At 68.9% G+C, this 24,882-nt stretch carries 17 protein-coding genes and 1 pseudogene; 11 read left to right on the top strand and 7 right to left on the bottom strand.

Features of this window, described 5'->3' with window-relative positions; genetic code table 11:
• Positions 1 to 15: 15 nt before the first annotated feature.
• From ACFJIX_RS20080 to ACFJIX_RS20095, 4 genes and pseudogenes are all read right to left on the bottom strand, one after another.
• Entirely contained in the window at positions 16 to 894 is an 879-nt protein-coding gene (locus ACFJIX_RS20080) for a DUF3616 domain-containing protein (protein ID WP_377154140.1), read from the bottom strand.
• Positions 895 to 1,037: 143 nt separating this feature from the next.
• A complete protein-coding gene (locus ACFJIX_RS20085; protein ID WP_377154142.1) occupies positions 1,038 to 2,906 on the bottom strand; it encodes a carbohydrate-binding module family 20 domain-containing protein in 1,869 nt (622 codons plus the stop codon).
• Between the two features lie 205 nt (positions 2,907 to 3,111).
• Positions 3,112 to 4,062: pseudogene (gene truD / locus ACFJIX_RS20090) on the bottom strand (tRNA pseudouridine(13) synthase TruD); the annotation flags it as partial.
• A gap of 128 nt (positions 4,063 to 4,190) precedes the next feature.
• Positions 4,191 to 5,600, bottom strand: a complete 1,410-nt coding sequence (locus tag ACFJIX_RS20095; protein WP_377154144.1) for a PLP-dependent aminotransferase family protein — start codon at positions 5,598 to 5,600, stop codon at positions 4,191 to 4,193.
• A gap of 160 nt (positions 5,601 to 5,760) precedes the next feature.
• On the opposite strand from ACFJIX_RS20095, the gene ACFJIX_RS20100 reads away from it, so the two are divergent.
• Positions 5,761 to 5,994, top strand: a complete 234-nt coding sequence (locus ACFJIX_RS20100; RefSeq protein ID WP_377154147.1) for a hypothetical protein — start codon at positions 5,761 to 5,763, stop codon at positions 5,992 to 5,994.
• Between the two features lie 41 nt (positions 5,995 to 6,035).
• Here the strand turns inward: ACFJIX_RS20100 and ACFJIX_RS20105 are convergent, their stop codons facing one another.
• From ACFJIX_RS20105 to ACFJIX_RS20115, 3 genes are all read right to left on the bottom strand, one after another.
• Complete coding sequence (locus ACFJIX_RS20105; protein ID WP_377154149.1) at positions 6,036 to 7,118, bottom strand: ankyrin repeat domain-containing protein; 1,083 nt, start codon at positions 7,116 to 7,118, stop codon at positions 6,036 to 6,038.
• 546 nt (positions 7,119 to 7,664) lie between these two features.
• On the bottom strand, positions 7,665 to 7,835 hold the full coding sequence (locus ACFJIX_RS20110; protein ID WP_377154151.1) for a hypothetical protein: 171 nt from the start codon (positions 7,833 to 7,835) through the stop codon (positions 7,665 to 7,667).
• A gap of 503 nt (positions 7,836 to 8,338) precedes the next feature.
• Positions 8,339 to 9,457 carry an ABC transporter substrate-binding protein gene (locus ACFJIX_RS20115; RefSeq protein WP_377154154.1) on the bottom strand — a complete coding sequence of 373 codons (1,119 nt, stop codon included), beginning with the start codon at positions 9,455 to 9,457 and terminating at the stop codon, positions 8,339 to 8,341.
• A gap of 402 nt (positions 9,458 to 9,859) precedes the next feature.
• On the opposite strand from ACFJIX_RS20115, the gene kdpF reads away from it, so the two are divergent.
• From kdpF to kdpE, 10 genes are all read left to right on the top strand, one after another.
• Entirely contained in the window at positions 9,860 to 9,949 is a 90-nt protein-coding gene (gene kdpF / locus ACFJIX_RS20120) for a K(+)-transporting ATPase subunit F (protein ID WP_297525706.1), read from the top strand.
• 1 nt (position 9,950) lies between these two features.
• Positions 9,951 to 11,744 carry a potassium-transporting ATPase subunit KdpA gene (gene kdpA, locus ACFJIX_RS20125; protein WP_377154157.1) on the top strand — a complete coding sequence of 598 codons (1,794 nt, stop codon included), beginning with the start codon at positions 9,951 to 9,953 and terminating at the stop codon, positions 11,742 to 11,744.
• A 178-nt stretch (positions 11,745 to 11,922) separates the two neighbouring features.
• Positions 11,923 to 14,004, top strand: coding sequence for a potassium-transporting ATPase subunit KdpB (gene kdpB / locus ACFJIX_RS20130; RefSeq protein WP_377161872.1), 2,082 nt, complete (start codon positions 11,923 to 11,925; stop codon positions 14,002 to 14,004).
• Between the two features lie 16 nt (positions 14,005 to 14,020).
• Complete coding sequence (gene kdpC / locus ACFJIX_RS20135; protein ID WP_377154159.1) at positions 14,021 to 14,668, top strand: potassium-transporting ATPase subunit KdpC; 648 nt, start codon at positions 14,021 to 14,023, stop codon at positions 14,666 to 14,668.
• A 5-nt stretch (positions 14,669 to 14,673) separates the two neighbouring features.
• Complete coding sequence (locus tag ACFJIX_RS20140) at positions 14,674 to 15,522, top strand: TorF family putative porin (protein WP_377154161.1); 849 nt, start codon at positions 14,674 to 14,676, stop codon at positions 15,520 to 15,522.
• A gap of 70 nt (positions 15,523 to 15,592) precedes the next feature.
• Positions 15,593 to 18,391, top strand: coding sequence for a hypothetical protein (locus tag ACFJIX_RS20145; RefSeq protein ID WP_377154163.1), 2,799 nt, complete (start codon positions 15,593 to 15,595; stop codon positions 18,389 to 18,391).
• A 71-nt stretch (positions 18,392 to 18,462) separates the two neighbouring features.
• Entirely contained in the window at positions 18,463 to 19,641 is a 1,179-nt protein-coding gene (locus tag ACFJIX_RS20150; RefSeq protein WP_377154165.1) for a hypothetical protein, read from the top strand.
• 266 nt (positions 19,642 to 19,907) lie between these two features.
• Positions 19,908 to 21,287, top strand: coding sequence for a hypothetical protein (locus ACFJIX_RS20155; protein WP_377154168.1), 1,380 nt, complete (start codon positions 19,908 to 19,910; stop codon positions 21,285 to 21,287).
• A 17-nt stretch (positions 21,288 to 21,304) separates the two neighbouring features.
• The gene (locus tag ACFJIX_RS20160) at positions 21,305 to 24,109 is read left to right on the top strand and encodes a DUF4118 domain-containing protein (protein ID WP_377154170.1); all 2,805 of its coding nucleotides are present in this window, start codon (positions 21,305 to 21,307) and stop codon (positions 24,107 to 24,109) included.
• Positions 24,110 to 24,116: 7 nt separating this feature from the next.
• Complete coding sequence (gene kdpE, locus ACFJIX_RS20165; RefSeq protein ID WP_377154173.1) at positions 24,117 to 24,824, top strand: two-component system response regulator KdpE; 708 nt, start codon at positions 24,117 to 24,119, stop codon at positions 24,822 to 24,824.
• The last annotated feature ends 58 nt before the right edge of the window (positions 24,825 to 24,882 follow it).

The following is a 24,882-nucleotide window of genomic DNA, read 5'->3' on the forward strand; positions in this document are numbered from 1 at the left end:
CCCCAGCCTCGTTGGCTACGGCACCGCGACGCGCAGCGTGCGGAACTGCTGCTTCGCCTTGTCGGTTGAACCACAGGTGGCCTCGGGCTGCTTTGATCCGTCATCGCTGAGTAGGTCGACCTGCTTGGATCCAGGGACCGGGAGGAGGGCCTCGGGGAAGTAGCCTGCAGGCAACTTGAGCACCCTCTCGGGCCGCTTGCCGGGATCGCCTGACCAGCGGAACAGGGCGAAGCTGCCTGTGTCTGCGACCGGCCCGCCGACGATCAGGTAGGTGTTGCCCACCTTGTCGATGCTGCGGATGCCTCGGCCACCGAGGTCGACAAGAATGGGCCTCTCGAACTTGGCCGGGATGCCCTCTCCCTTGATCAATTCAGCGGGGTTCCTCAGCGGCACGAGGGGCGCCTTCCCTTTGACCAGCGGGTTCCGGAACCCGATCAGAAGGCCGTCGCCCTTCCAGGTCGCGAGCCCTTCGATGTTGAGGCCGCCGGGCTGTTCGGGCAGTTCCTTCGCTGCGGCGGCGAGTTGAAGCTCGCTCAACTCGGGAGACCGGATCATGGCGTCGAGCAGGCCGGTGTACGGGTGCAGGTGCGCGACCAGGGACGGTGTGCCGTCGACCTTGGCGACCCGGGTGGCGAAGAACTGCTTGCGCCAGTCGCGAGGCTTGCCGGACTTCGGCAGGCTGTGCGACGAGATCCAGTAGACGATGTCGCCGATGATGGCGCCGCCCTCGATGTCGGAGGCCTTGTCCCCGGTCTTCAGGAACTCGGCAAGGTCGAGTCCGGAGCCGATCGGCTGGGACTGGCCGCGCGCATAGACGAGCAAGGTGTTGCACTCGTCCTCGGCCACTGCGAAGTGACGCTCGTCGAGCATGACCGCCGCCGAGGCCTCGGCCATGCCGCGGTAGGACGTGCCCGCCGCTGGTTGGGCGCTGCCATGGAGGGCAACGAGCGCCAGCGCCGCGGCTGGCCAGTGCGCCCATGGCGCCCGTTGACTTCTTGCTGCCATGGGACCTCACTGTCTGGAACCTTCGAGCGGACTCAGAACTTGAAGTTTCCGTCAGAACGGGCCTGGGAGCCACTCGCGCAGCTCGTGAACTCGCGGTTGCCGCTGCCGGTGGTCTGGTTGCTTTCCCAGACGGCGGTCGAGCCGTTCCACTTCACGTACTTGTATTGGATCGCCGTGCCGGCGGGCAGGTTGACGGTCCCCGCCCACGGCACGTTGGCGCCCGAGCCCTGGATGGTCAGCGCGAAACCCGAGCCCGGCGCCCAGGCGCCCAGGCCGGTCACGTTGCCCACCACGCGCAGGTTCTGGCCGACCACCGTGTTGGCGTTGGCGATGGTGAAGGTCACGGCGCAGTTGCCGGTGCCACCACCACCGCTGATCTTCTGGCCCGTGTAGATCGCCACCGCGGGCGTGCTGCCGCTGGTGTTGGCCGGCACCGTGAAACTGGCGTTGCCGCTGCCGTCCACGGTCACCGAGTCGGCCGTGCAGCCGGTGCCGGCGGCGTTCTTGGTGCCGTTGATGACGTTGCAGTACGTGCCGGCGGGCAGGCCGGTGGCGAAGCCTCGGGTCCAGGCGCTGCCGCTGTTGTTCAGCGCGACGAAGCCGACGTTGCCGCGGCTGAAGGCGACCTGGTTGCCGTTGTCGCCGACGATCCAGTTCTGCTGCGCCTGCCCGATGCTGGCATTGCGGAAGCCCACCATGTTGGCCAGCGGCGTCCAGCGGTGGGCGAAGTCCCACACCACGTTGATCTGCGGCACGCCGCCGCTGTAGGGGCTGGTCGTGGGGCGGTCGGCGTCGGTGTTGCTGAACTTGAAGCCGGAGTACAGCTGCGCCTCGGCATAGCCCTGGGCCAGCATGAAGATGTTGGCCAGCGTGTAGCGCTGGTTGGCGGCGTCGTTGCTGGCGGCGTTGTTGATGTTCAGTGAACTGCCGTTGCGCTCGGTGTCCCAGTTGGTGACGAAGACCGTGGCGTTCTGCGGCTGGATGAAGCCCCAGCTGCCGCCCCAGTTGCCCCACGTGCCCATGATGCCGGGGATGCTGGACAGGGTGTTGCCGTTGTTGCCCCGGAACACGTCGCGCATCGCGTACGGGAACTGGAACTCGTTGATCGTGCCGATGGGGAAGTAGCTGGGCCGGTCCACCTCGCCGTCGTTGATGATCTCCTGCGTGACCCAGATGTTCTCGCCCTGCAGCGTCGTGGGGTAGGTCGTCTTCACGGCGCTCATGATGGACGTCCAGGCACCGGCCGGCATGTGCTTGGCCGCGTCGATGCGGAAGCCGTCGACGCCCAGCGCCAGCAGGGCCTTCAGGTAGTTGACGATCTGGCCCTGCACGTAGCTGCTCTCGGTCGCCAGGTCGGGCAGGCCGCCGAGGCGGCAGTTCTGCACGTTGCTGCGGCCGGCCGGCGAGTTGTAGTCGGCGTCGTTGATGGTGCAGTTGGCGTGGAAGTCGCTGGCGCTGAAGAAGGGGTAGCTCAGCGTCGCGGCGTTCCACGTCGATCCGTCGGTGGCCGTGCCGCTGCCATCGGCCATCTGATTGACGACGATGTCGGCATAGACGCGCACGCCGGCTGCGTGGCAGGCGTTGATCATGCTCTGCAGCTGCGCGGGCGTGCCCATGCGGCTGGTGAGGTTGGCGTAGTTGACGGGCTGGTACACGCCCCACCAGCCGTTGGCGTTCTTGGACGCGCCCGGCGGCGAGAGCTGCACGCCGCCGAACCCCTTGGGACCCAGCCATTGCGTGCATTCGGTGGCGATGTCAGGCCAGGCCCATTCGAACATCTGCACCGACGTGGCGTTCGGATTGAGCGCCTGCGCGGGGTTGGCGAAGGCGGCAAGCGCGACGCTGGCGGCGGCTGTCAGGGCGTGGGCGAGCCTGCGGCTCGAGAAGGGCAGCTGGGGCATGTTGTCTCCGGTATTGATAGGCCGCCGCCCTCGTCGCGGGGCGGCTGGTTCGGGCCATTCGACTGCATGCCATGGCCGGCTTTCCGAGGTCGGAAGGTGGCTCGACTTTAGACACGCTCTCGCCAGAATTCCGTAGGAAAACTACCAAGTCGCGCCGTTTGCCCCTGGTAAAGAGACTGATGAGTTGTTTCTGCCCGTAGTTTCGCTACTCAACGGCAGCCGCAGGCTCGTTCTCCGTATGCCGCTCAGGCTCCGTGGTGCGGAGGATTTCGTTCAGGACGGACGTGGCGTAGTTCCCCGCGGGCAAGGAGAACGTGAGCACCAGTTGATCGGCTTGCGGCCATTCCCATGTCATGTCCACCGGGCTCGCCACCAGGGAGCGGCGCTCCTGATCCAGCCCCGCGTGTTCCATGCCGTCGCACAAGGTGGCGTGAGGCTGCGCCACGCCGTTCTCGAGCGCCTGGGCTTCATCGGTGGTGCTCACGCGGCCGCGTCCCCAGAGCGGTCCGGTGGGCCGGCCCGCCTCGTCCATCACGTCGCCGGGCAGGGTTTTGCCCCAGAGTCCCTGCCGGATGCGCAGCGCCAGCACCTCATTGAAGACGAAGGAGCGCACCGCCGACAGGTAGATGCCTTTCTTCTTCGGGTTGCGCACGCGGATCTCGCGCGCCAGCATGGCCCGGCCCTGCTCGACGTTGCCGCCGTCGTGGCCGAAACGCTGAGCGCCGAAGTAGTTGGGCACGCCATGCGCCGCCACGGACTTGAGATTGGTCTCGATGGCGTCGCGGTCGCCGGTCACGTCACGCAGCACGATGCGGAAGCGGTTGCCCTGCAGATCGCCCGGGCGCAGCTTCTTCACGTGGCGGGTCTGGCTCAGCACCTTGAATTCCGGGTGCTGAAGCAGGGTCAGGTCTGGCGTCTCGCCCTTCGGCAGATAGATGCTGAACCACTGACGGGTGATGGCGTAGCGGTCCTTGAGGCCGGCATAACCCACGTCCCTTTCCTGCACGCCGGTGGCATCGGCCAGTTGCAGGGCGATGAAGGCGGTGTTGGCACCGTTCTTCTCGATGTCCAGCCAGATGTGCTCGCCCTCGCCGGAGGGCAACTGCAGCGGCAGTTCGGTGACGATGAAGTCCTCGTTGTGGAGCTTCAGCGTGGCGCTGGCGCCGCTGGCCGGGTAGGCGTTCGGGCCACTGCGGCAGGGTCGTGTATTGGGCGTCGGTCATGGGCCGGGATTCTCTCCCGGCACGCATGCCTGTCGAACGTCCTCGTCCGGCAGGAGAAGCGCTAGCGCACGAGCGCCTTGGCAATCTGGCCCAAGGTCCTGAGCGCGCCCTCGACCTGCGCATTGTCCGGATGCCCGAAGTTGAGCCTCAGGTGGTGCGTGAAACGGTGGTCGGCCGAGAACAGATGCCCCGGCGCGATGCTGATGTCATGAGACAGGGCGACCCGGTGCAGTTCCAGCGCGTCGATCTCGGCGGGCAACTCGACCCAGACGCAGTAGCCGCCCTCCGGTTGCGTGACGCGGGTGCCTGGAGGAAAACACTTGGCGATGGTCCTCAGCATGGCTTGACGGTTCGTGACGAGCGCTTGCCGGAGCTGCCGCAGGTGCCGGTCGTAGCCGCCACGACTGAGGTACTCGCTCAAGCCCTCCTGCATCGGCACGGGGGTGGCCAATGAACTCATGAGCTTGCGACGGCTGACATCCCGGGCGAACCGGCCCGCGGCCGCCCAGCCGACGCGGAATCCGGGCGCCAGCGACTTCGAGAACGAACTGCAGTGCAGCACCAGGCCGGTCTTGTCCCAGCCCTTGGCGGGCCTGGGGCGTGAACCGAAATACAACTCGCCGTAGACGTCATCCTCGATGAGGGGAATCTCGCGCTCGGCGAGCAGCGCCACCAGCGCCGCCTTGGCGGCATCGGGCATCAGGCTGCCCAACGGGTTCTGGAAATTCGGCATCAGCCAGCACGCCTTGACGGGGTGGCGATCGAGGACGGCCGCCAGCGCCGCCACGTCGACGCCGGTGCGCGCATGGGTGGCGACTTCGACCGCCTTGAGCCCGCGGCGCTCCAGCGCCTGCAAGGCGCCATAGAAGGTCGGCGACTCGATGGCGACGAGGTCTCCCGGCTTCGTGACCGCTTCCAGGCACAGGTTCAGGGCCTCCATCGCGCCGTTGGTCACGACGATCTCGTCCGCGTCGACCTTGCACCCTGCGCCCAGGTAGCGCAGGCCGATCTGGCGCCGCAGTTCGGCGCTGCCCGGCGACAGGTCCTCGACCGTGCGCCACGGGTCCAGCCCGCGCGCGGCCTTGCCAAGCGCCAGGGCCAGCTTGTCCAGGGGGAACAAGGTCGGGCTCGGAAACGCCGAGCCCAGCGGCACCACGGCCCGGTTGCGCGACAGCCCGAGCACCTGGAACACCAGCTCCGACACCTCGATGCTTCGCTCCTCGGCCAGCGGATCCGACGCGTGGGGCTCAGGGTGCGGGATCGCCGCCTGACTGACGAAGTAGCCGGACCGCGGCCGCGCTTCGATCAGGCCGCGGGCCTCCAGCAGGTAGTAGGCCTCGAAGACGGTGGAGGGGCTGACACCGCGGTCCTTGCTCGCTTGGCGGACCGAGGGCAGGCGGTCTCCGGGTCGCAGCTGCCCCGCGGCGATGGATGCCGCCAGGTCATCGGCCAGGACTTCGTAGCGCTTCATGAGGTGGGGTGCTGATATGGTCTGTCGCGTGGAACGACCGCACTGTATCGGCTGCCTCCCGGCCACTGTGATTTCCCTCTCAGTCGCCCATCTGATCCGGTGTTCTTACAGGAATCTGAATCTGTATTTATCGGACGGGCGGGCGCACAGTCACACCATCATGGAATGGGTCCCTACACTCTTCATCGCCTTCAAGGCTACCGTGCTGTGCATCGGCATGTTCTACGCCGTCAAGTGGCACTACGACCAGGGCAAGAAGAACGGCGCGGAAAAGCAGCGCGCGGTGCTCCTCGCGTGCGCCAAGCTGGTCGGCATCTTCCTGGTGCTGGCCGTGGTCCTGTTGGTCCTGACCTTCGGCGTCGGCAAGTGGCTCGGGCTGGATCTGAACTTCTGACGGGAACGCCGAACGGAAGCGGCGCGATTCCGTACCAGACGTCAGCGCCAACGCAACGCGTCCAGGTCGAGGGTGAAGGGTCGGGTGTTGAGGGTCGCGCTTTCCTCGTCCCCGACCTTCGTAACCACCTGGCCACCGGTCACGACGATGTCTCGATCTGAGCTGAGCGCTGCGCGGTGCTTGTGAATCCAGCCCGGACCTTCGCCTGCAATCGTGAGGCGTTCCATGTGCCAGTCGCGGATGTTCAGTGAGAACACTTGTGTCGCACCATGCGCGCGGGCGCTCGGATAGCCCAGTGAGCCGATCACGATGATGCGATCACCCACTAGGGTCGCCGTGTGGAAGTCGGTAGGCGGGAACAGCGATTCGGGTACCCGAAGATCTGCAGTCGACCATCGGGATGATGGACGAAGACATCGTTGTAGATGCAGAAGTCGGGATCGTATCCATCCTCGTGTTCGCCAGCGATCTGGACCACTCGGCCGTCCGGCAGGAGCGTGAGCGACTGACCCCATGCGATCGGCGCACCAGACCGGGCGGGCGCGGTCGCACGCCTCTGCGCCAAATTGATTGGCGGCCTGGTATCCGGTCAACCCCGAGCGCACCATGGCAAGCCACAGCGGAACTTGCATGGGCTGCGCATTGCACTCGCCGAAACGGCGTGTGCGATCGCGCTCGAAGTCGACAAGGGCGAGCCCTTCGAACGGATCTCGTTCAGCGCCGATGGTCGCCTCCAGGAACAGTCGCTGTTGCTCTTGGCGCAACGCAGAGGGATCGGCGCCAGCCTCCAGCAGGCGAATCGCCATCGTGCGGGATTCGACACAGCCTAGAGCCGGAAAGCCGACTTGCTCGTGGTCCGGATCGGCGCCGGCAGACAGCAGCAGCTCCACCATCGCGTGATCGTCCGTTTCCACCGCGTCCACGAGCGGGGTGCTGCCACCGTCGTCCGTCGCATCCACCTTCGTCTCGCCACGCTCAAGCAGCCAACGGACGACTTCCGTCCGCCCGGACATCACGGCATGAAAGATCGGAGGACGGCCGACGTGATCGGTGGGCTGGCTGTCTGCTCCTGCATCAAGCAGCACTTCGGCCACGTCGAGTCGCCCGAGCGCAAGGGCAAGCACATAGGCGGTTCGCGACCAGCGGTCTTTCGCCTCCAGCTCATTCGGACAGGACTCCGCGCGTGTTCGAACAGCCTCGACTGTTCCGTAAGCGACTTCGCGGAACAGCGGCGACCAGACCAGCAGGCCCTCCGGCGCTCCAAGCTCCAGCAGGACTCGAATCGCGTCGAAACGGCATTTCCGCGACAGGACGCTGAGGCCGATTCGCCGTGCGACGACTGGGCATCGAGAGGAACACCGTGTGATGCCAGCAGACGAATGAGGTCGGGCAGCTCGACATCGCGCGCCGGGCCGCGTCCAAACACCACCGTCTGCATCGCGTCGTAACCATACTGGTCACGATATCCGACCACGTCCGCACCCGCATCGATGGCGGACTGGATGTCGGCGAGCCAGCCGCTGCGCAACAGGTCGCCCAATGAAGGACTTGCAGTGGAGGGAGTCGCGGAATCAGACATGGTCTGGACGCCAGTGGTGGTGCGCAGGAGCATACCGTTCGAAGACGTTTCGTCTCCGCGCAATCCGCGCCTCAGTGCGTTGACAGGCGGATCACATGCCACGTGAGCGTTTGGGTCTCGCCGCCGACGAACCGTTCCTCACCCCCTTGACGAGCCCCACCGTCACGATCCCCGCCGCGGCCAGCAGCAGCGACCCGCCCAGATGCATCGTCACCGCGATCGCCGCCATGGCGGGGCGCTCGCGAATTTTTGGAATGCTCATGGTCCATTGATTGGACAGGCCACCGTGAGCGACCGAGAGAATACGAACGTGCGCCCTAGTCGAGAGTCTTCGGAGCTGGAAGCGTGAGTAGGACGCCAACGGAAGGGTAGAGCTCGCTACCTCGTGTCCGAGTGGGCTTTGGTGGCGCCTTTGCGCAGGAACACTAGTTTTCGACCAATCCTCGCGAGGGGGCAGGTCTTTGCCGAACCCTTGTCGCGGGATGCTCTGAGTGCTTTCCGCTTCGCGCGAAGACTTTAAGTTCTGACCGGGAAGACTGATGTTGATCCACCAATCTTCGACGCCTGCGGGCATAGCCGTGCGCTTAAATCGGCTGCCCTATCCCAGGGCAGGCCAGATGCGTTCCGGCGGTCGTGGAGGTCGTTGGCTAGAGGTACTCAGTTCCTGGCTTGTCCGCATAGAAACTCAGTACTCGCCTCCTTTTCGCAGAGATTTGCTAGTCTTGGATGGGGAACAGGTTTTGGCTCAGCGCCTGATCAGCGCTTTCAGCGCCGCACCTTCCCGTCATCCGTCAGGATGGTCATGTCCACATACCGCGATCCGGCGTGGCGTTGGCCCGAGAAGCTGATGAAGAAGCCGCCCAGGTCGAGCTGGCTCTGTGCTTCCAGGCCGGTGATGATGTTGGCCGGCGTCGGGTCGTTCCCGGCGCGCTTGAGGCCTTCCACCATCGTCTTGGCGGCGACGAAGCCTTCCATGCCGGTGTAGCTCACGTCCACCTTCGCGGCCTTGGCGCGCTGCAGGTATTCGCCGGCGATCGGCGTCAGGCCCGAGAACGGGAAGGGCACGACCTGTGACACCACGACGCCGCGCGCGTCCTTGCCCAGCTCCGACGCCAGCGCCTGCGCGCCGACGAACGAGAAGTTGTAGAAGTTGCCCAGGAAGCCGGCCTTGCGCGCGCCCCGGATGAAGGCCGCGCAGGACTTGTAGGCCGCCACCTGCACGATGCACTCGGGCTTGCCCGCCATCACCGCCGTCAGCGACGCGGCCACGTCCACGGAGTTGCGCTCCACCGTGCCTTGCGACACCGGGGCCAGGTTGTGCTGCTTGAGCGCCGTCGTCACCGCCGCCAGGCCGGCCTGGCCGTAGGCGTCGTTCTGGTAGAAGACCGCCACGCGCGTGATGCCCACCGAGGTCAGCTGCTTGACGATCTCCGCCGCCTCGTCGTTGTACGACGCGCGGATGTGGAACAGGAAGCGGTTGAACGGCGTGCGCAATGCCTCCGCGCCGGTGAACGGCGCCACCAGCGGGATCTTGGCCGCCGTCAGCAGCGGCACCGCCGCCAGCGTCGTGGGCGTGCCCACGTAGCCGAACAGCGCGTTGACGCCGTCCTCGATCAGGCGCCGCGTGTTGGCGGCGCAGCGCTCCGGCTCGTAGCCGTCGTCCATGCTGCGCAGCTCGATGCGCTTGCCGTTCACGCCGCCGCGCTGGTTGACTTGGTCGAAGACCAGCATCGCACCTTCCTTGAACTGCTCGCCCAGTTCCTTCGCCGGGCCGCTGAAGGGCGCGGACTGGCCCAGCACGATGCGCGAGTTGTCGGCGAAGGCAGGCAGGCTGCCGGCGCCGGCGAGGGCGGCGAAGTTCTGAAGCAGGTGGCGGCGGTTCATGGGGCTGACTTCCTGGCGCTTTTGGAAAGGCCAGGATCTTCGGTGACGACGCTGACGGATTCGCTATGCAATAACCGCAACCCCGGATTTTCCCGTTCAGGTGTGGACAACGTCACATCCGCTTCATCTTGAAACATGTCCCCTCGGGCGGGGTATTGACGCGCCGCCGGCGGGCGGCAACGGGCAACAGCGGGTGGTCTTTATGCAATCTTGATACCCCGGCCTCCAGCTTCTACAGGCCCTTGAGGCCGCCGTTCCTAGAGTTCATCCATCCCATCACGCCCTCATGGAGGGGGCATGGGACCCCAAAAAAATGGATGCACTCTTTCTCGGATTGAGCGTCGTGCTGTTCCTCGTGGCGGTGGGCCTGGCCGTGGCCAGCCATCGCCTGGAGGCCAAGCCATGAGCGCGCTCTACTGGTTGACCGGGCTGATCTCCGCCGGTCTGTTCGTCTATCTCCTGGTCGCCTTGTGGCGGGCGGAGGAGTTCTGACATGACGAACCTCGCGTGGGCCAACCTGGCCCTCTACCTCGCCGTCACGCTGCTGCTCGCGTGGCCGCTGGCCCGCTGGATCACCGCACTCACCAAAGGGCAGATGCCCGGCTGGATCGCCGCGATCGAGCGCCCGATCTTCCGCCTCGCCGGCGTCAAGCCGGAAGAAGGCATGGGCTGGAAGCAGTACGCCATCGCGCTGCTGATCTTCAACTTCATCGGCGTGATCGTCGTCTACGCGCTGCAGCGCCTGCAGGGCGTGCTGCCGTTCAACCCGCAGGGGATGGGCGCCATCAGCCCGGACTCGTCCTTCAACACCGCCATCAGCTTCGTCGCCAACACCAACTGGCAGGGCTACGGCGGTGAGTCGACGATGAGCTACCTCACGCAGATGCTCGCGCTGACGGTGCAGAACTTCCTGTCCGCCGCCACCGGCATCGCGGTCGTGTTCGCGCTGATCCGCGGCTTCGCTTCGCGCCTGAGCGGCCACGTGGGCAACTTCTGGGCCGACATCACGCGCTGCACGCTGTGGCTGCTGCTGCCGCTGTCCATCGTGATCGCCGTCGTCTTCGTCCAGCAGGGCGTGATCCAGAACTTCGACGGCTACAAGACCGTGCAGACGGTCGAAGCGCAGGACTACCAGACGCCCAAGCTCGGCGCCGACGGCCAGCCGCTGAAGGATGCCAAGGGCGAGCCCGTGATGGAGAACCAGCACACGCAGGAGCAGTCGCTCGCGATGGGCCCGGTCGCGTCGCAGGAAGCCATCAAGATGCTGGGCACCAACGGCGGCGGCTTCTTCAACGCCAACTCCGCGCATCCGTACGAGAACCCGACCCCGTTCACCAACCTGCTGCAGATCGTCGCGATCTTCGTGATCCCGGCCGCGCTGTGCCTGAGCTTCGGCCAACTGGTCGGCGACCGCCGGCAGGGCGCCGCGATCCTCGCCGCGATGAGCGTCCTGTTCGTCGCCGGCGTGCTGGTCGCCACCCCCGCCGAGCAGGCCGGCAACCCGCTGGTCGCCGCGCAGGGCGTCGACATCCAGGCCACCGAGCTCCAGGCCGGCGGCAACATGGAAGGCAAGGAAACGCGCTTCGGCATCTCGGCCAGCTCGCTGTTCGCCGTCGTGACCACCGCCGCCTCCTGCGGCGCGGTCAACGCGATGCACGACAGCTTCACCCCCATCGGCGGCGCCGTGCCGCTGGTGATGATGCAGCTCGGCGAGGTCGTCTTCGGCGGCGTCGGCACCGGCCTGTACGGCATGCTGGTCTTCGCGATCCTGGCCGTCTTCATCGCCGGCCTGATGATCGGCCGCACGCCCGAGTACCTCGGCAAGAAGATCGAGCCCTTCGAGATGAAGATGAGCGCCGTCGCCATCCTGGTGACGCCGATCGTCGTGCTCGCGGGCACGGCCATCGCGGTCCTCGCCGCGGATGGCAAGGCCGGCATCGCCAACCCTGGCGTGCACGGCTTCAGCGAGATCCTCTACGCCTTCACCTCCGCGGCCAACAACAACGGCAGCGCCTTCGCCGGCCTGTCCGCCAACACGCCGTTCTACAACACGCTGCTCGGCATCGCGATGTGGCTCGGCCGCTTCCTGGTCATCGTCCCGGTGCTGGCCATCGCCGGCAGCCTGGCCGCCAAGAAGCGCATCCCCGTCGGCGAGGGCACGCTGCCCACCCACGGTCCGCTGTTCGTCGTCCTGCTCATCGGCACCGTCCTCCTGGTCGGCCTGCTGAACTACGTGCCCGCGCTCGCGCTGGGTCCCGTCGTCGAGCACCTGATGCTCTGGAAGTAAGCCTTCGGAGCCCGTCATGACCAATCAACTCAAGACCCTTCATACCTCGGTGCCTGCCTCGGCACGCACCGAGGTCCTCGGCGGCGCCAAGGTCTCCACGGGACCGCAAGGTCCGCAAGGATCTTCCGGCCCGCAAGGACAGGACCCGCAGCCCCCGCGCCCCAACGCCAGGACCGGCATGTGGGACCCCGCGCTGGTGAAGCCGGCGATCCGCGATTCGTTCGTCAAGCTCGCGCCGTCGGTGCAGCTGCGCAACCCGGTGATGTTCGTCGTCTACGCCGGCAGCATCCTCACCACCGGCCTGTGGCTGGCGAGCTTCGCCAAGCCCGAGCTGGCCGGCGCCGAAGGCCCCGGCTTCATGCTCGCGATCGCACTGTGGCTGTGGTTCACCGTGCTGTTCGCCAACTTCGCCGAGGCGCTGGCCGAAGGCCGCTCCAAGGCGCAGGCCGCGTCGCTGCGCGGCTTGAAGGCCAAGACCTGGGCGAAGAAGCTCGAGACCCCGCGCCATGGCTCGTCCTGGCATCCGGTGCCGTCCGAGGAGCTGCGCAAGGGCCACGTCGTGCTCGTCGAGGCCGGCGACCTGGTGCCGCTGGACGGCGAGGTCATCGAAGGCGTCGCCTCGGTCGACGAGAGCGCCATCACCGGCGAATCCGCGCCGGTGATCCGCGAATCCGGCGGCGACTTCTCCGCCGTCACCGGCGGCACGCGCGTGCTGTCGGACTGGGTCGTCGTGCGCATCGCCGTCAACCCGGGCGAGGCCTTCCTCGACCGCATGATCGCGATGGTGGAGAGCGCCAAGCGCCAGAAGACGCCCAACGAGATCGCGCTGACCATCCTGCTGGTCGCGCTGACGCTGGTGTTCCTCGTGGTCACCGTGACGCTGCTGCCGTACTCGCTGTTCAGCGTGGAAGCGGCCGGCGCCGGCACCGTCGTGTCCATCACTGCGCTGGTCTCACTCCTCGTCTGCCTGATCCCGACGACCATCGGCGGCTTGCTGTCCGCGATCGGCGTGGCCGGCATGAGCCGGCTGATGCAGGCCAACGTGATCGCCACCTCCGGGCGTGCGGTCGAGGCCGCCGGCGACGTCGACGTGCTGATGCTCGACAAGACCGGCACGATCACGCTGGGCAACCGCCAGGCCAGCGCCTTCGTGCCGGCGCCGACGCTGCAGGAGCAGCTGCTGGCCGACGCGGCGCAGCTCGCTTCGCTGGCCGACGAGACGCCGGAAGGCCGCTCCATCGTCGTGCTGGCCAAGCAGCGCTTCAACCTGCGCGAGCGCGAGCTGGCGACGCTGCAGGCGCACTTCGTCCCGTTCACCGCGCAGACCCGCATGAGCGGCGTCGACTTCGGCGATCCCGCGGCGCCCAAGCGCCAGCTGCGCAAGGGTGCGGTGGAGGCGATCCGCCGCTTCGTCGAGCAGCACGGCGGCCAGATGCCGGCGCAGGTCACCGCGGTGGCCGAGGAAGTCGCGCGCCGCGGCAGCACGCCGCTGGTCGTGGCCGACCTGAACGAGGGCCAGGCCCGCGTGCTGGGCGTGGTCGAGCTCAAGGACATCGTCAAGGGCGGCATCAAGGAGCGCTTCGCGCAGCTGCGCAAGATGGGCATCCGCACGGTGATGATCACCGGCGACAACCGCCTCACCGCCGCGGCGATCGCGGCCGAGGCGGGCGTCGACGACTTCCTCGCCGAGGCGACGCCCGAGGCCAAGCTCAAGCTGATCCGCGACTACCAGGCCGAAGGCCGCCTGGTCGCGATGACCGGCGACGGCACCAACGACGCCCCCGCGCTGGCGCAGGCCGACGTGGCGGTGGCGATGGCCAGCGGCACGCAGGCCGCGAAGGAGGCCGGCAACATGGTCGACCTCGATTCGAATCCGACCAAGCTGCTGGAGATCGTCGAGACCGGCAAGCAGCTGCTGATGACGCGCGGCTCGCTGACGACCTTCTCCATCGCCAACGACGTGGCCAAGTACTTCGCCATCATCCCGGCGATGTTCCTGGGCGTGTATCCGCAGCTGGCCGCGCTCAACGTGATGGGCCTGCACAGCCCGGCGTCCGCGATCCTGTCGGCCGTCATCTTCAACGCGCTGATCATCGTCGCGCTCATCCCGCTGGCGCTCAAGGGCGTCGCGTACCGGCCCATCGGCGCGGCCGCGCTCCTGCGCCGCAACCTGTGGATCTACGGCCTGGGCGGCCTGATCGTGCCGTTCGTCGGCATCAAGGCGATCGACCTGCTGCTGGTCGCGCTCCACCTCGTGTGACGCGGAGGACTCCATCATGACAACCGCGCAATCCACCGCTTCGTCGGCTTCAACGTCGACCTCGGCGTCGACCTCCCATTCGCCGTTGCGCATGCTGCGCCCCGCGCTCGTCGGCTTCGTGCTGCTGAGCGCCGTCACCGGCCTGCTGTATCCGGCCCTGGTGACCGGCGTCGCCAAGACGATGTTCCCGTTCCAGGCCGAGGGCAGCCTCATCCTGCACGACGGCAAGGTGGTCGGCTCCGAGCTGATCGGCCAGAACTTCTCGTCGCCGCGCTACTTCTGGGGCCGTCCGTCGGCCACCGGTCCGATGGCCAACAACGCCACCGGCTCCAGCGGCTCCAACCAGGGCCCCACGAACCCGGCGCTGGTCGATGCCGTGAAGGGTCGTCTCTCGGCGCTCAAGGCCGCCGATCCGGGCAACACCGCGCCGGTGCCGGTCGACCTGGTCAGCGCCTCGGCCAGCGGCCTGGATCCGCACATCAGCATGGCCGCGGCGCGATACCAGGCCGCCCGCGTGGCCCGCGAACGCGGCCTGCCGATCGAGGCCGTGCAGCGCCTGATCCAGGCCAACACCGAGGCCCGCGACCTCGCCGTCCTCGGCGAACCGCGCGTCAACGTGCTCAAGCTCAACCTCGCGCTCGACAAGGCGCAACCCGCTCATTGAACTTCATGAAAACTCGTCTTCTCTCGCTGTTCCTGATCTCGTCCTGCTTCCTGCACGCCGCCGCGCGCGCCGAAGGCGAAGCCCCGGCGGCCGCGCCCGCGCCGGCGCCCGAGCACACCTTCACCGGCAACGTGGCCTTCGTCAGCGACTACCGCTTCCGCGGCATCAGCCAGACCTGGAAGCGCCCGGCCGTGCAGGCCGGCTTCGACTACAGCCACAGCAGCGGCCTGTACCTGGGCACCTGGGCGTCCAACGTCTCGGGCAACAGCTACAACAACGGTGCCGGCATGGAGTGGGACCTCTACGGCGGCTACAAGCTGCCGGTGACCGAGGCCGTCACGCTGGACGTCGGCGCGCTGGCCTACGTCTATCCCGGCGCGCGCCTGAACGCCGCGCCCGGCCAGCCGACCTCGAACAAGTACGACAACGTCGACGTCTATGCCGCCGTCACGGCGGGCACGTTCTCCGCCAAGCTGTCGGTCGCCGCGACCGACTACTTCGGCCTGGACAGCGAGACCGCCGGCTACGCCTACTTCAACGCACTGCCGGCCAAGGGCTCGTCCAAGGGCACGGCCTACCTGGACCTCAACTACGGCTTCGAGCTGGGGCAGGGGGTCAACGCCGGCGTTCACCTCGGCCACCTGTGGGTGCGCAAGTACGGCGACCTGTCCTACACCGACTGGAAGCTGTCCGTGAGCAAGGAGATGAAGGACCTCGGCGGCCTGACGCTCAGCCTGGCCGTCGTCGGCACCGACGCCGACAAGGCGCTGTACCAGGCCGGCGACTCGTCCGCGCAGCGCGCGAAGCGGCTGGGCGACACGGGCGTCGTGCTGAGCGTGTCCAGGACCTTCTGACGCGACTCGCGCAACGCCGCGGGGCATTCGCACACTGATGCGCGATGGATCGACTCGCGAGCCCCGTGGCATGAACCCCAGTTCCTTCAACAGCTCGTTCGACCGCTCGTTCAACAGTTCGTTCAGCAGCTCGGACGACAGCTTTTGCGACAGTCCGCATGACGGCCCGCATCACAACCCGCAGGGGCGCTCGTTCGAAGAGACGGCCGGCGACCTGCCGTCGAGGCGCGGGCCGTTCCTCTCCGGTGCGCGCCCAGGGGCCGTGGAGGTGTTCGGCTCGACCTTGGGGCCGCCTCATGCGTTGATGCTCGAACGACCCGCGCTGTGCGTCGATCCGGACTCGCGATCCGGCGACGAGGCGGTCCGCATCCGGGCGGACGGGGCGCGCTGGGACCTGTCCACGGAAGGGCAGGCGGCGCTTCACGCCCGCGTGCCCGTCGAGCAGGCCGCCTGGACACGCCGCCTGGTGTTCGCGGAGATGCCCGATGCGCAGGACTGGCGATGGCTGCCCGCGTATGTGCAACGTTGCCCGAACCTGGTGGAGATCGTGCTGCCCGGCGGCAGCGAGCGGGTGGTGCCCGATCTGCGCACGCACGGCGACCGGACACCGGACGGTCGCTGGCTGCTGCGCATCGCCAGGCGCGAGGACGGCGTGGGCGGTCATGACCTGCTCTGCGCCGCGCTGCGCCGCACGCTGGGCGATTCGGTGCGACGGCCGCAAGTCCTCGGCGCGATGGGGCGCCCTCCGCTGTTCGAGCGTCTGGCGCGCGATGTCGAGGCGATCCGCGCCGCGGCGCCACCCGATCCCGCCTTGGGCGATCGGATCGCCGCGTTGGTGCGCGCCATCGTCGATGACGATCAGATCGCCATCCATTGCGCGCTGATCGCGAAGGAGCAGCGGACACCCCCGGACCGTCTGGCGGCGATGGAGGAGATGGTCGCCGAACTGCAGCGCGCGCCGCTGGTCACGCTGCCATCTCCGCGCGTCGAGGGACTGTCGTTCGGGAGTTCGCATGCCGCCGTCGGCTTGATCGTCCGCATGAACGCGACGCATGCCCGTCCGCGCGGGCGCGCGGCCCATGGCCGGATCGGCAGCGACGAAGCGTCGCGTCCGACATCGCTGACCGCCACGGAGCGCTGGACAGCCGTGGAGTTCCTGAATCGCGTGCCCGCGTCGGTCATGACGGCGACGATGCGTTTCGTTCGCGACTGCGCGTTGCGGATCCTGCAGGCGGACAGGGCCTTCGCCGACACCGTGTTCCTCTCCTTCGCGGAGGAGGATGTCCTGATCGACGCCCTCCATCTGGCCCTCCAGCCCGAGTGCCGCGTGATCGGAAATCCCTGGCTCGAACGCGCCAGGCTGGAGGCGCTTCCTCCAGAAGTGCGCGCGGCGCTGGCGGCGTTGACGGACTGGGTGGCCGGCGCGACCGGCATCGACGGCCTCCGCCGCGAGCGGTGGCATTGGCACATCCTCAGCCAGACGCATTGGCACACGCGGGAGCGGACACCGGTGCCCGGCCTGCTGCGTGGCAAGCCGGGCGAGCCGGATCTGGATGCGCCGCCGAGCCCGCCCATCGCCGCCATCGCGACCTTCTGGGGGCGGGCGCTCTGGCTGGATCTGCACTGGCTGGGAGAGCCCGTGACGAGTGCCGATGCGGTGAATCGCGTGCTGGCGGAGCGCTTCGCCTTCGGGTTGGGGATCCGGCGCGCGCGTCTCGTGGGCGACCGCATCCCGGAGCGCTTGCGCTGGGAGGATGCGGAACGGGTGGAGATCCACCTGACGGAGCAGGAATTCACCTGCCCGGACCGCCTTCTCTACATTCAAGCGATCAGGCAGGCCGTGGCCGCCGATCTTCCGAACGCGGTCGCGTGTCAGTTCTGCTGTCCGACCCAGGACGTCACCGTGGTGATGGACACGCCCGTCACCTTCGACCGGGCCGCGTGGGACAAGCGGGTGGACGACATCGGCGGGCGACTCCCCGGCGTCCTGTGGAATGGCCGGCAACGCAATCGTCTGAGGACGCAAGCGGCATTCCGGGACTGGTTGCACGGGCTCTATGCGCTGTCGGACAGGTCGAACGCCGGACCACCCCTGGCGGCACTGGTCGCGCCCGTGGTGCTCCGCGTCATCGAGGACGAGGCCTTCGCGGCGCGTGGCGCGGACCAGATCCTCCAGCAGGACGGGGGATGCGTCGATGCCTATCGCCGCTCGCTGTATCGACTGGTCGTGTTGAGCAATGGCGGCCTGACCGGCGATGCCCACACGGCCGTGCTGGCCGCCTTCCAGCTGGCCTGCATGCTGCGCGCCGACGGCGCGGCCCAGGCGGCCGACCCCGAGTACCACGAGAACCTGGAGGACGCGCTGCTGCTGCGTGTGGCCGTCGCGCAGCGCCTGCGCGACCGGCTTGGCGACGATGTCCAGGTGCTGGAGGACGTGAGCTTCGGCCATCTGGGCAGGGAGGGCGCCCGGTGGAACGACGCCTCCGGGCGCGCGGCGCGATCGCGGCGGGCCGACGCGATCATCGAGGCGGAAATCGCCAGCGGCTTCGCCACGTCCTTCGATTGCCTGGACCCCGACGGCCTGATCGGCGACCTGTTGACGAGGCGTCTGGATCAGGAGATCGGCAATGCCGCGCTGGAGGAAGGGCTCCGCGCGGAGGCGCGGGCGCGCTATGAGCACGCGTCCGCGCAGGCCGGCGACGATGCCGTGGCCCAGCAGGCCGCCGACGATGCCATGACGCGGGACCTGGACGGCCTGAGCGCCGCGCTGCAGGCCCGGCGTCGACAGCATCTCGACGGCGCCATCCGGACGCTGAAGGACCGCCTGTCGGCCACCCGACCCACCGACACCTTGCCGCCCGCGATCTGATGCATGCCGCTGCGTCGATCCGGCCACTGACCCTGCGTCGATCACCTCGATCGCTCAGCAGGAGACTCCGCGTGCATCCGATGTCCAACAACCCCTTGTCCCCCTGGATGGTCGACGCCTCGCCGCGGACGTCAGCGGGATCTTCCGGTCCGGTCCCCGCAAAGAGGCCCCGGCTCGAAGCGGGACTGGCGTGGCAGTCGACGCTCCAACTGGAGCGGCCGGCCCTCATCCAGCCTTTGGGGTCGACCGCCGCCACGACCGGCAACAGGACGGGCAACACGACCGGCAACACGACCGGCAACATGGCGAACGACCCGGCGGACGATTCAGCGGACGACTCGGCGGACGATTGGCTCTCCACCTTCATCCGCCATCGCCACCCCAACGCCCCGGAGAACGATCGAATCTCTCCGGCTGGCCAAGCCTGGCAACTGGGCACCGCCGCACTGGACACGCTGTCCGGGCGGCTGCCCGCGACAACGGCGGCCTGGACACGACGCCTGGAGTTCGCCGGATGTCCGGACGTCCAGGACTGGCGATGGCTGCCCGCCTATCGGCAGCATTGCCCGAACCTGATGGAGATCGTGTTGCCGAAGGACAGCCACCTGGTGGTGCCGGCGCTGATGGACCATGCCCGTCGTGAGGAGGACGGTCGATGGGTGCTGAGCACTCCGGGTCGCCACGACGGCGTCGGCAAGTTCCAGCGCCTCTGCAAGGTCCTGGGACGATCCCTTCGCGATGTCGTGGATCGACCGGACGTGCTGGGGTCCTGCGGGCGTCCGCGGGTGTTCGACCGGCTGGCCCGGGACGTCGTGGCGCTGAGCGGCACGGCGCCGGTCAAGCCCGCGCTCGCTCAGCGCATCGAGAGGCTGCTGTCCGCCATCGTCGACGACAGTCAGGTCGCCCTGCGATGCGGGCTCGTCGCGCAGGCGCCAGGGACCCCCGCGGATCGGCTCGCGGCCATGGAGGCGATCGCCGCCGAACTGCGAAGGGCGCCCTTCGCCCTCCCGAGGAGCACCTGCCCCTTGGACGTGCAGGACGAGGTGGCCGGCATGATCGACGGGCTGTCCCGCGCCACGGACGTCGGCGCGTACACCAGCGAGACGCTCTTCTCCCCCGAGGCGACCGCGGTGGCTGGACCGCGCCGAGGCCGCCGCCATGTCCCGATGCCTGAAAGCCGTGCCGGCCGCGGCGCTGACTCCCGCCCTGCAGGCGCTCCGCGATGCCGCCGTGCAGGTGTTGAGTCCTGACCCCGTCTTCGAGGATCTCGTGTTCCTGTCCCGGGAGGAGGAGGACGTGGTGAGCGACGCGCTCCATCTGGTCCGCCTGCTGGGCCTGCGCATGGTGCTGCGGCCCCCTGGAGGCCTGCTGCCAGAAGCGATGCCCGGCAGCTCGAGGCGGCCCCTGGCGGCACTTCGCCGGTGGATGGACGAGGCCCCGTCCCGGGGACGCCCTGCGGCGGGAACGCTGGTATGTCCATCTGGCCGGCCAGGCGCATCACGGCGCGTGCCAGTCCTTGCCGACGGCGGGACTGCTGCGCGGCAACGCCTGGGTGGCCGACCTCGATGCGCCACCGGCGGCCTTGATCGCGGACATCGCCCGCTCACGTGGCGAGGCGCTGGGATTGACGCTGGACTACCGGGGAGAGGCCGTGTTCGATCCCGGCGAGGTCAACCGTGTCCTGGCCGAGCGGTTCTCCTTCGGCATCCGGTTCAGCGGCGCGCACCTGGAGGCGGAGCGCGCGCCGGCAGCCCTGCGATGGCCGGAAGCGGACTCGCTGGACATCGACTCGGCGGGCGAGGGATGGCCCCGGGACGCCTGGCGACGGCGCGTGGTCGCGGGGCTGGTGAGCGACTTCCCCCGACTGTCCCGACTGTTGTTCGGCGGCGGCGAGTTTCCTCGCGGCGACGATCCGGAACTGGTCCGCGACCTGGATGTGCTGTCGGTACGGGGCCGGATGCTGGACGAAATCATCCGGCTGACGCCGAGCCTGATCTGGACGGGCAGGCAACGCGGTCAACTGACCGATAGGCCGCACTTCCTGTCCTGGCTGGTGCGGCTCATCCGGTGGCACCGGGGGGCGACGGAGCGCGACGAGAGGGCCGCGCTGCGTGCGCGCGTCGGTCCGGTGCTCCTGCGCGTACTGGACGACGGGGCCTTCGCGTCGCAATGCGAGGCGATGATCCGCTCGCAGGACGGCGGCTGCGCGGACGCGTACCTGCGGGTTCTGCATCAGATGGCCCTGCTGAACGACGCCGGGGAGGCAAGCGACACCGCCGCGGCGGTCGAGATCGCGCTGCGTTTCGCCTGCGGGTTGCGCGCCGATCAGTGGGTGGTGGAGACGCACGGCGACTTCAACGAGACCCTCGAGGAGGCGATGCTGCTCCGGCAGGCCGTGCGGACCCGCCTGGGAACGCGACTGGGGCATGCGCCGGCCGAGGCCGCCGACGTCGGCGACACGCCGATCTATGCGCACCTGGGCATCGCCGGCGACCGGTGGCGTGATGACGAGGTGACGCGACGACGCGACCGGCAGGCCGACGCCTTGATCGACGCGGAGATCGAGAGCGGCTTCGCCACCTCGCACGACTGCCTGGTGCCGGGCGGACTGGTCGGCGACCACCTGTCGAAGGTGCTGGACCGCGAGTCGGGACATCGCGCGCACGAGGCTCGCCTGCTGTCCGAGGCGCAGGCCCGGTTCGACGCCGTGATCGACGCCGCCGGGGACGACGACGAGGCGGTCCGCGCCGCCAACGACGCCGCGTCGCAGGCATACGCCGACATGGTCGCCGCCTTGGCGACGAGGCGGCGGGAACAGGTCCTCCCTCCTCTGGCGGCGCTGGCCGCACGCCTGTCGCCACGACGAACCGATGACACGCCGTCCGCGGCGCCCTGACACGACAATCACCTTCCATGCGCAGCCCCACCGACGACCGACCCGACCCCGACGCGCTGCTGGCCCACCTCCAGCGGCAGGAGCAGTCCGAGGCGCGCGGCCGCCTGCGGATCTACTTCGGCGCCTCGGCGGGCGTGGGCAAGACCTTCGCGATGCTGCAGGCGGCGCGGCACCTGGCGGACCAGGGCCGCGCGCCGCTGATCGGCGTCGTCGAGACGCACGGCCGGGCCGACACCGCCGCGCTGCTCGACGGCCTGCCGCGACTGCCGATGCGGCAGGTCGACCACCGCGGCCGCGCGCTGCCGGAGTTCGACCTCGACGGCGCGCTGGCGCGTCTGAAGGACCAGCCGGACGCGCTGATACTGGTCGACGAGCTGGCGCATTCCAACGTCGCCGGATCGCGGCATCCGAAGCGCTGGCAGGACGTCGAGGAACTGCTCGCCAGCGGCATCAGCGTCTACACGACGGTCAACGTCCAGCACCTGGAGAGCCTCAACGACGTCGTCGGCGGCATCACCGGCGTGCGGGTGCAGGAGACGCTGCCCGACACCTTCTTCGACCGGGCCGACGAGGTCGTGCTGGTCGACACGCCGGCCGACGAACTGCTCGCGCGGCTGAAGGCCGGCAAGGTCTACCAGGGCGCGCAGGCGGAGCGCGCCGGCCAGCACTTCTTCCGCAAGGGCAACCTGATGGCGCTGCGCGAGCTCGCGCTGCGCCGCACGGCCGACCGCGTCGAGGACGACGTGCAGGCCTGGCGCAGCAACGAGCGCATCGCGCCGGTGTGGAAGACCGAGGCCGCGATCCTCTGCGCGATCGGGCCCGGCGACGAGGCCGAATCGGTCGTGCGCAGCGCCGCGCAGCTCGCGCAGCAGCTGGCGGTGAGCTGGCATGCGGTCTACGTCGAGACGCCGGCGCTGCACCGCCTGCCCGACGCGCGCCGCGAGCGGTCCCTGCGCGCGGTGCGGCTGGCGCAGGACCTCGGCGCCACGACGGCGGTGCTGGCCGCGCAGGATCCCGCACAGGCGCTGGCCGAGTACGCACGCGAGCACAACCTGTCCAAGCTGCTGATGGGGCGGGGCGCGCCCTCGCCGCGGCGCTGGGGCAGCCGCGACCTGGCGGCGCACCTCGGGCGCGCGGCGCCGGAGCTGGACCTGATCCAGGTCGGCGCGTCGGCGACGCAGCGCAGCAACGAGGACGACCCCGGCCCGACCTTCGGCGCCGCGCCGCGGCGCTACGTCTGGGCGACGCTGGCCTGCGTCGGCGTGGCCGCGGTCTGCTGGCCGCTGTCGCACCGCATCGCCAACGACAACATCGTCATGCTGTTCCTGCTCGGCGTGGTGGGCGTCGCCATGCGCTGGGGGCGCGGACCGGCCGTGCTGGCCAGCTTCCTCAGCGTCGCGCTGTTCGACTTCCTCTTCGTCGCCCCGCGGCTGAGCCTGGCGGTCAGCGACGTGCAATACGTGATCACCTTCGTCGTGATGCTGGCGGTCGGCCTGATCACCGGCCAGCTGACGGCGGGACTGCGCTATGAGGCGCGCGTGTCGTCGGAGCGCGAGGCGAGGGCGCGCGGCCTGTTCGAGCTGACCCGCGAACTCGCCGGCGCGCTGCAGACCGAGCAGGTCGTCGCGACGGCGGAGCAGCAGCTCGCGTTGCAGTTCGGCGGACGGGCGCTGCTGCATGTGCTCGACGACGACGACCGCCTGCAGCCGTCGCCGACGGAGGAGACCCTGGCCGTCGGCGATCGCTCCGATGCCGGGACCGCGCGCTGGGCGCTGGATCACGAGCAGGCGGCGGGCCTGGGCACGGACACGCTGCCGGGCAGCCAATGGTTCTATCTGCCGCTGCGCGCGCCGATGCGCACGCGCGGCGTGCTCGCGCTGCGCCCCGGCGACGCGCAGACGCTGATGCTGCCGGAGCGCCGCGCGCAGCTGGAGACGGCCGCGCGCATCGCGGGGCAGGCGCTGGAGCGCGTGCACTACGTCGAGGTCGCGCAGCAGGCGCTGCTGCAGATCGAATCGGAGCGGCTGCGCAACTCGCTGCTGTCGGCGCTGTCGCATGACCTGCGCACGCCGCTGGCCGCCCTGCAGGGGCTGGCCGAGACGCTGGCCAAGCGCGATCTGGACCCCGGCGCGGCCGAGACCGCGCAGGCGATCGAGCAGCAGTCGCTGCGCATCAACGCGATGGTGCACAACCTGCTGGACATGGCCCGGCTGCAGAGCGGCGCGCTCAAGCTCAACCGGCAGTGGCAGCCGGTGGACGAAGTCATCGGCAGCAGCCTGCAGCTGATGGGCACGGCGCTGGCGCGGCATCGCGTGGTGCTGGACGTGCCGGCGACGCTGCCGCTGGTGGAACTGGACGCGGTGCTCATCGAGCGCGTGCTGGCCAACCTGCTGGAGAACGCCGCGAAGTACACGCCGCCGGGCAGCGAGATCCGCGTGATCGCGCGCACGCACGGCGCGGGCGATGCGGGCGACTTGAGCGTCTTGAGCGGCTCGCACCGGTCGAGCGGCTTGAACGTCGACGGCGACGTCGTCGCCGGCCGGGGCGAGATGCGCCTGTCCGTCGAGGACAACGGCCCCGGCCTGCCGCCCGGGCGCGAAGAGGCGCTGTTCGAGAAATTCACGCGCGGCCACAGCGAGTCGCACCTGCCCGGCGTGGGGCTGGGGCTGGCGATCTGCCGTGCCATCATGCAGGCCCACGGCGGCCGCATCTGGGCGGAGCGCGCGACGCCGCAGGGCGGGGCGCGTTTCAGTCTGGCGCTGCCGCTGGGCGAGCCGCCGGCGCTGCCGGCGTTCGAGGAAGACAGGGAACTCCAACCGTGAGTCAATCGTGAGCGAGTCGCCGCTGAGCGTCGTCCCCGTGGCGCTGATCGTCGAAGACGAACCGAACATCCGCCGCTTCGTGCGCCTGGCCCTGGAGGGCGAGGGCTGGTCCGTGCACGAGACCGGCACCTTGCGCCAGGGCCTGATCGACGCGGGGACGCGGCGGCCGGATCTGGTCATCCTCGACCTGGGCCTGCCGGACGGCGACGGCCAGGACTTCCTGCGCGACCTGCGCGCGTGGTCGGCGGTGCCGGTGATCGTGCTGTCGGCGCGCGGCGCCGAGGACGACAAGATCGCGGCCCTCGACCACGGCGCCGACGACTACCTGAGCAAGCCCTTCGGCGTCGGCGAGCTGATGGCGCGCGTGCGCGTCGCGCTGCGGCGCAGCCAGGCGCGGTCCGGCGAGCAGCAGGACCCGGTCTTCCGCTTCGGCGACGTCGAGATCGACCTGGCCGCGCGCCGTGTGCGCCGCGCCGCCGAGGACGTGCACCTCACGCCGATCGAGTACCGCCTGCTCAGCCACCTGATCGGCAACGCCGGCAAGGTGCTGACGCACCGCCAGCTGCTGAAGGCGGTGTGGGGGCCGTCGCAGGTGGAGCAGAACCACTACCTGCGCGTCTACATGGGCAACCTGCGTCAGAAGCTCGAGGCGGAACCGGCGAGTCCGAAGCACCTGCTGACGGAGACCGGGGTCGGGTATCGCCTGATGCCCTGAGCGGCGCAAACCACATGCCCGCGCACGAAGCGCGCGTCGCCTGTAGCATTGGCCGCAC

Source organism: Roseateles sp. UC29_93 (assembly GCF_042695725.1).
Lineage (GTDB): Bacteria > Pseudomonadota > Gammaproteobacteria > Burkholderiales > Burkholderiaceae_C > Roseateles > Roseateles noduli_A.

What these genes read in the sequence shown, in the direction of transcription:
- ACFJIX_RS20110 (WP_377154151.1), bottom strand. Translation starts at nt 7,835, where the DNA reads ATGAGCATTCCAAAAATTCGCGAGCGCCCCGCCATGGCGGCGATCGCG.
- ACFJIX_RS20140 (WP_377154161.1), top strand. Translation starts at nt 14,674, where the DNA reads ATGAAAACTCGTCTTCTCTCGCTGTTCCTGATCTCGTCCTGCTTCCTG.
- kdpC (WP_377154159.1), top strand. Translation starts at nt 14,021, where the DNA reads ATGACAACCGCGCAATCCACCGCTTCGTCGGCTTCAACGTCGACCTCG.
- kdpA (WP_377154157.1), top strand. Translation starts at nt 9,951, where the DNA reads ATGACGAACCTCGCGTGGGCCAACCTGGCCCTCTACCTCGCCGTCACG.
- ACFJIX_RS20115 (WP_377154154.1), bottom strand. Translation starts at nt 9,457, where the DNA reads ATGAACCGCCGCCACCTGCTTCAGAACTTCGCCGCCCTCGCCGGCGCC.
- ACFJIX_RS20160 (WP_377154170.1), top strand. Translation starts at nt 21,305, where the DNA reads ATGCGCAGCCCCACCGACGACCGACCCGACCCCGACGCGCTGCTGGCC.
- ACFJIX_RS20085 (WP_377154142.1), bottom strand. Translation starts at nt 2,906, where the DNA reads ATGCCCCAGCTGCCCTTCTCGAGCCGCAGGCTCGCCCACGCCCTGACA.
- kdpB (WP_377161872.1), top strand. Translation starts at nt 11,923, where the DNA reads ATGTGGGACCCCGCGCTGGTGAAGCCGGCGATCCGCGATTCGTTCGTC.
- ACFJIX_RS20145 (WP_377154163.1), top strand. Translation starts at nt 15,593, where the DNA reads ATGAACCCCAGTTCCTTCAACAGCTCGTTCGACCGCTCGTTCAACAGT.
- ACFJIX_RS20100 (WP_377154147.1), top strand. Translation starts at nt 5,761, where the DNA reads ATGGAATGGGTCCCTACACTCTTCATCGCCTTCAAGGCTACCGTGCTG.
- kdpF (WP_297525706.1), top strand. Translation starts at nt 9,860, where the DNA reads ATGAGCGCGCTCTACTGGTTGACCGGGCTGATCTCCGCCGGTCTGTTC.
- ACFJIX_RS20095 (WP_377154144.1), bottom strand. Translation starts at nt 5,600, where the DNA reads ATGAAGCGCTACGAAGTCCTGGCCGATGACCTGGCGGCATCCATCGCC.
- ACFJIX_RS20080 (WP_377154140.1), bottom strand. Translation starts at nt 894, where the DNA reads ATGGCCGAGGCCTCGGCGGCGGTCATGCTCGACGAGCGTCACTTCGCA.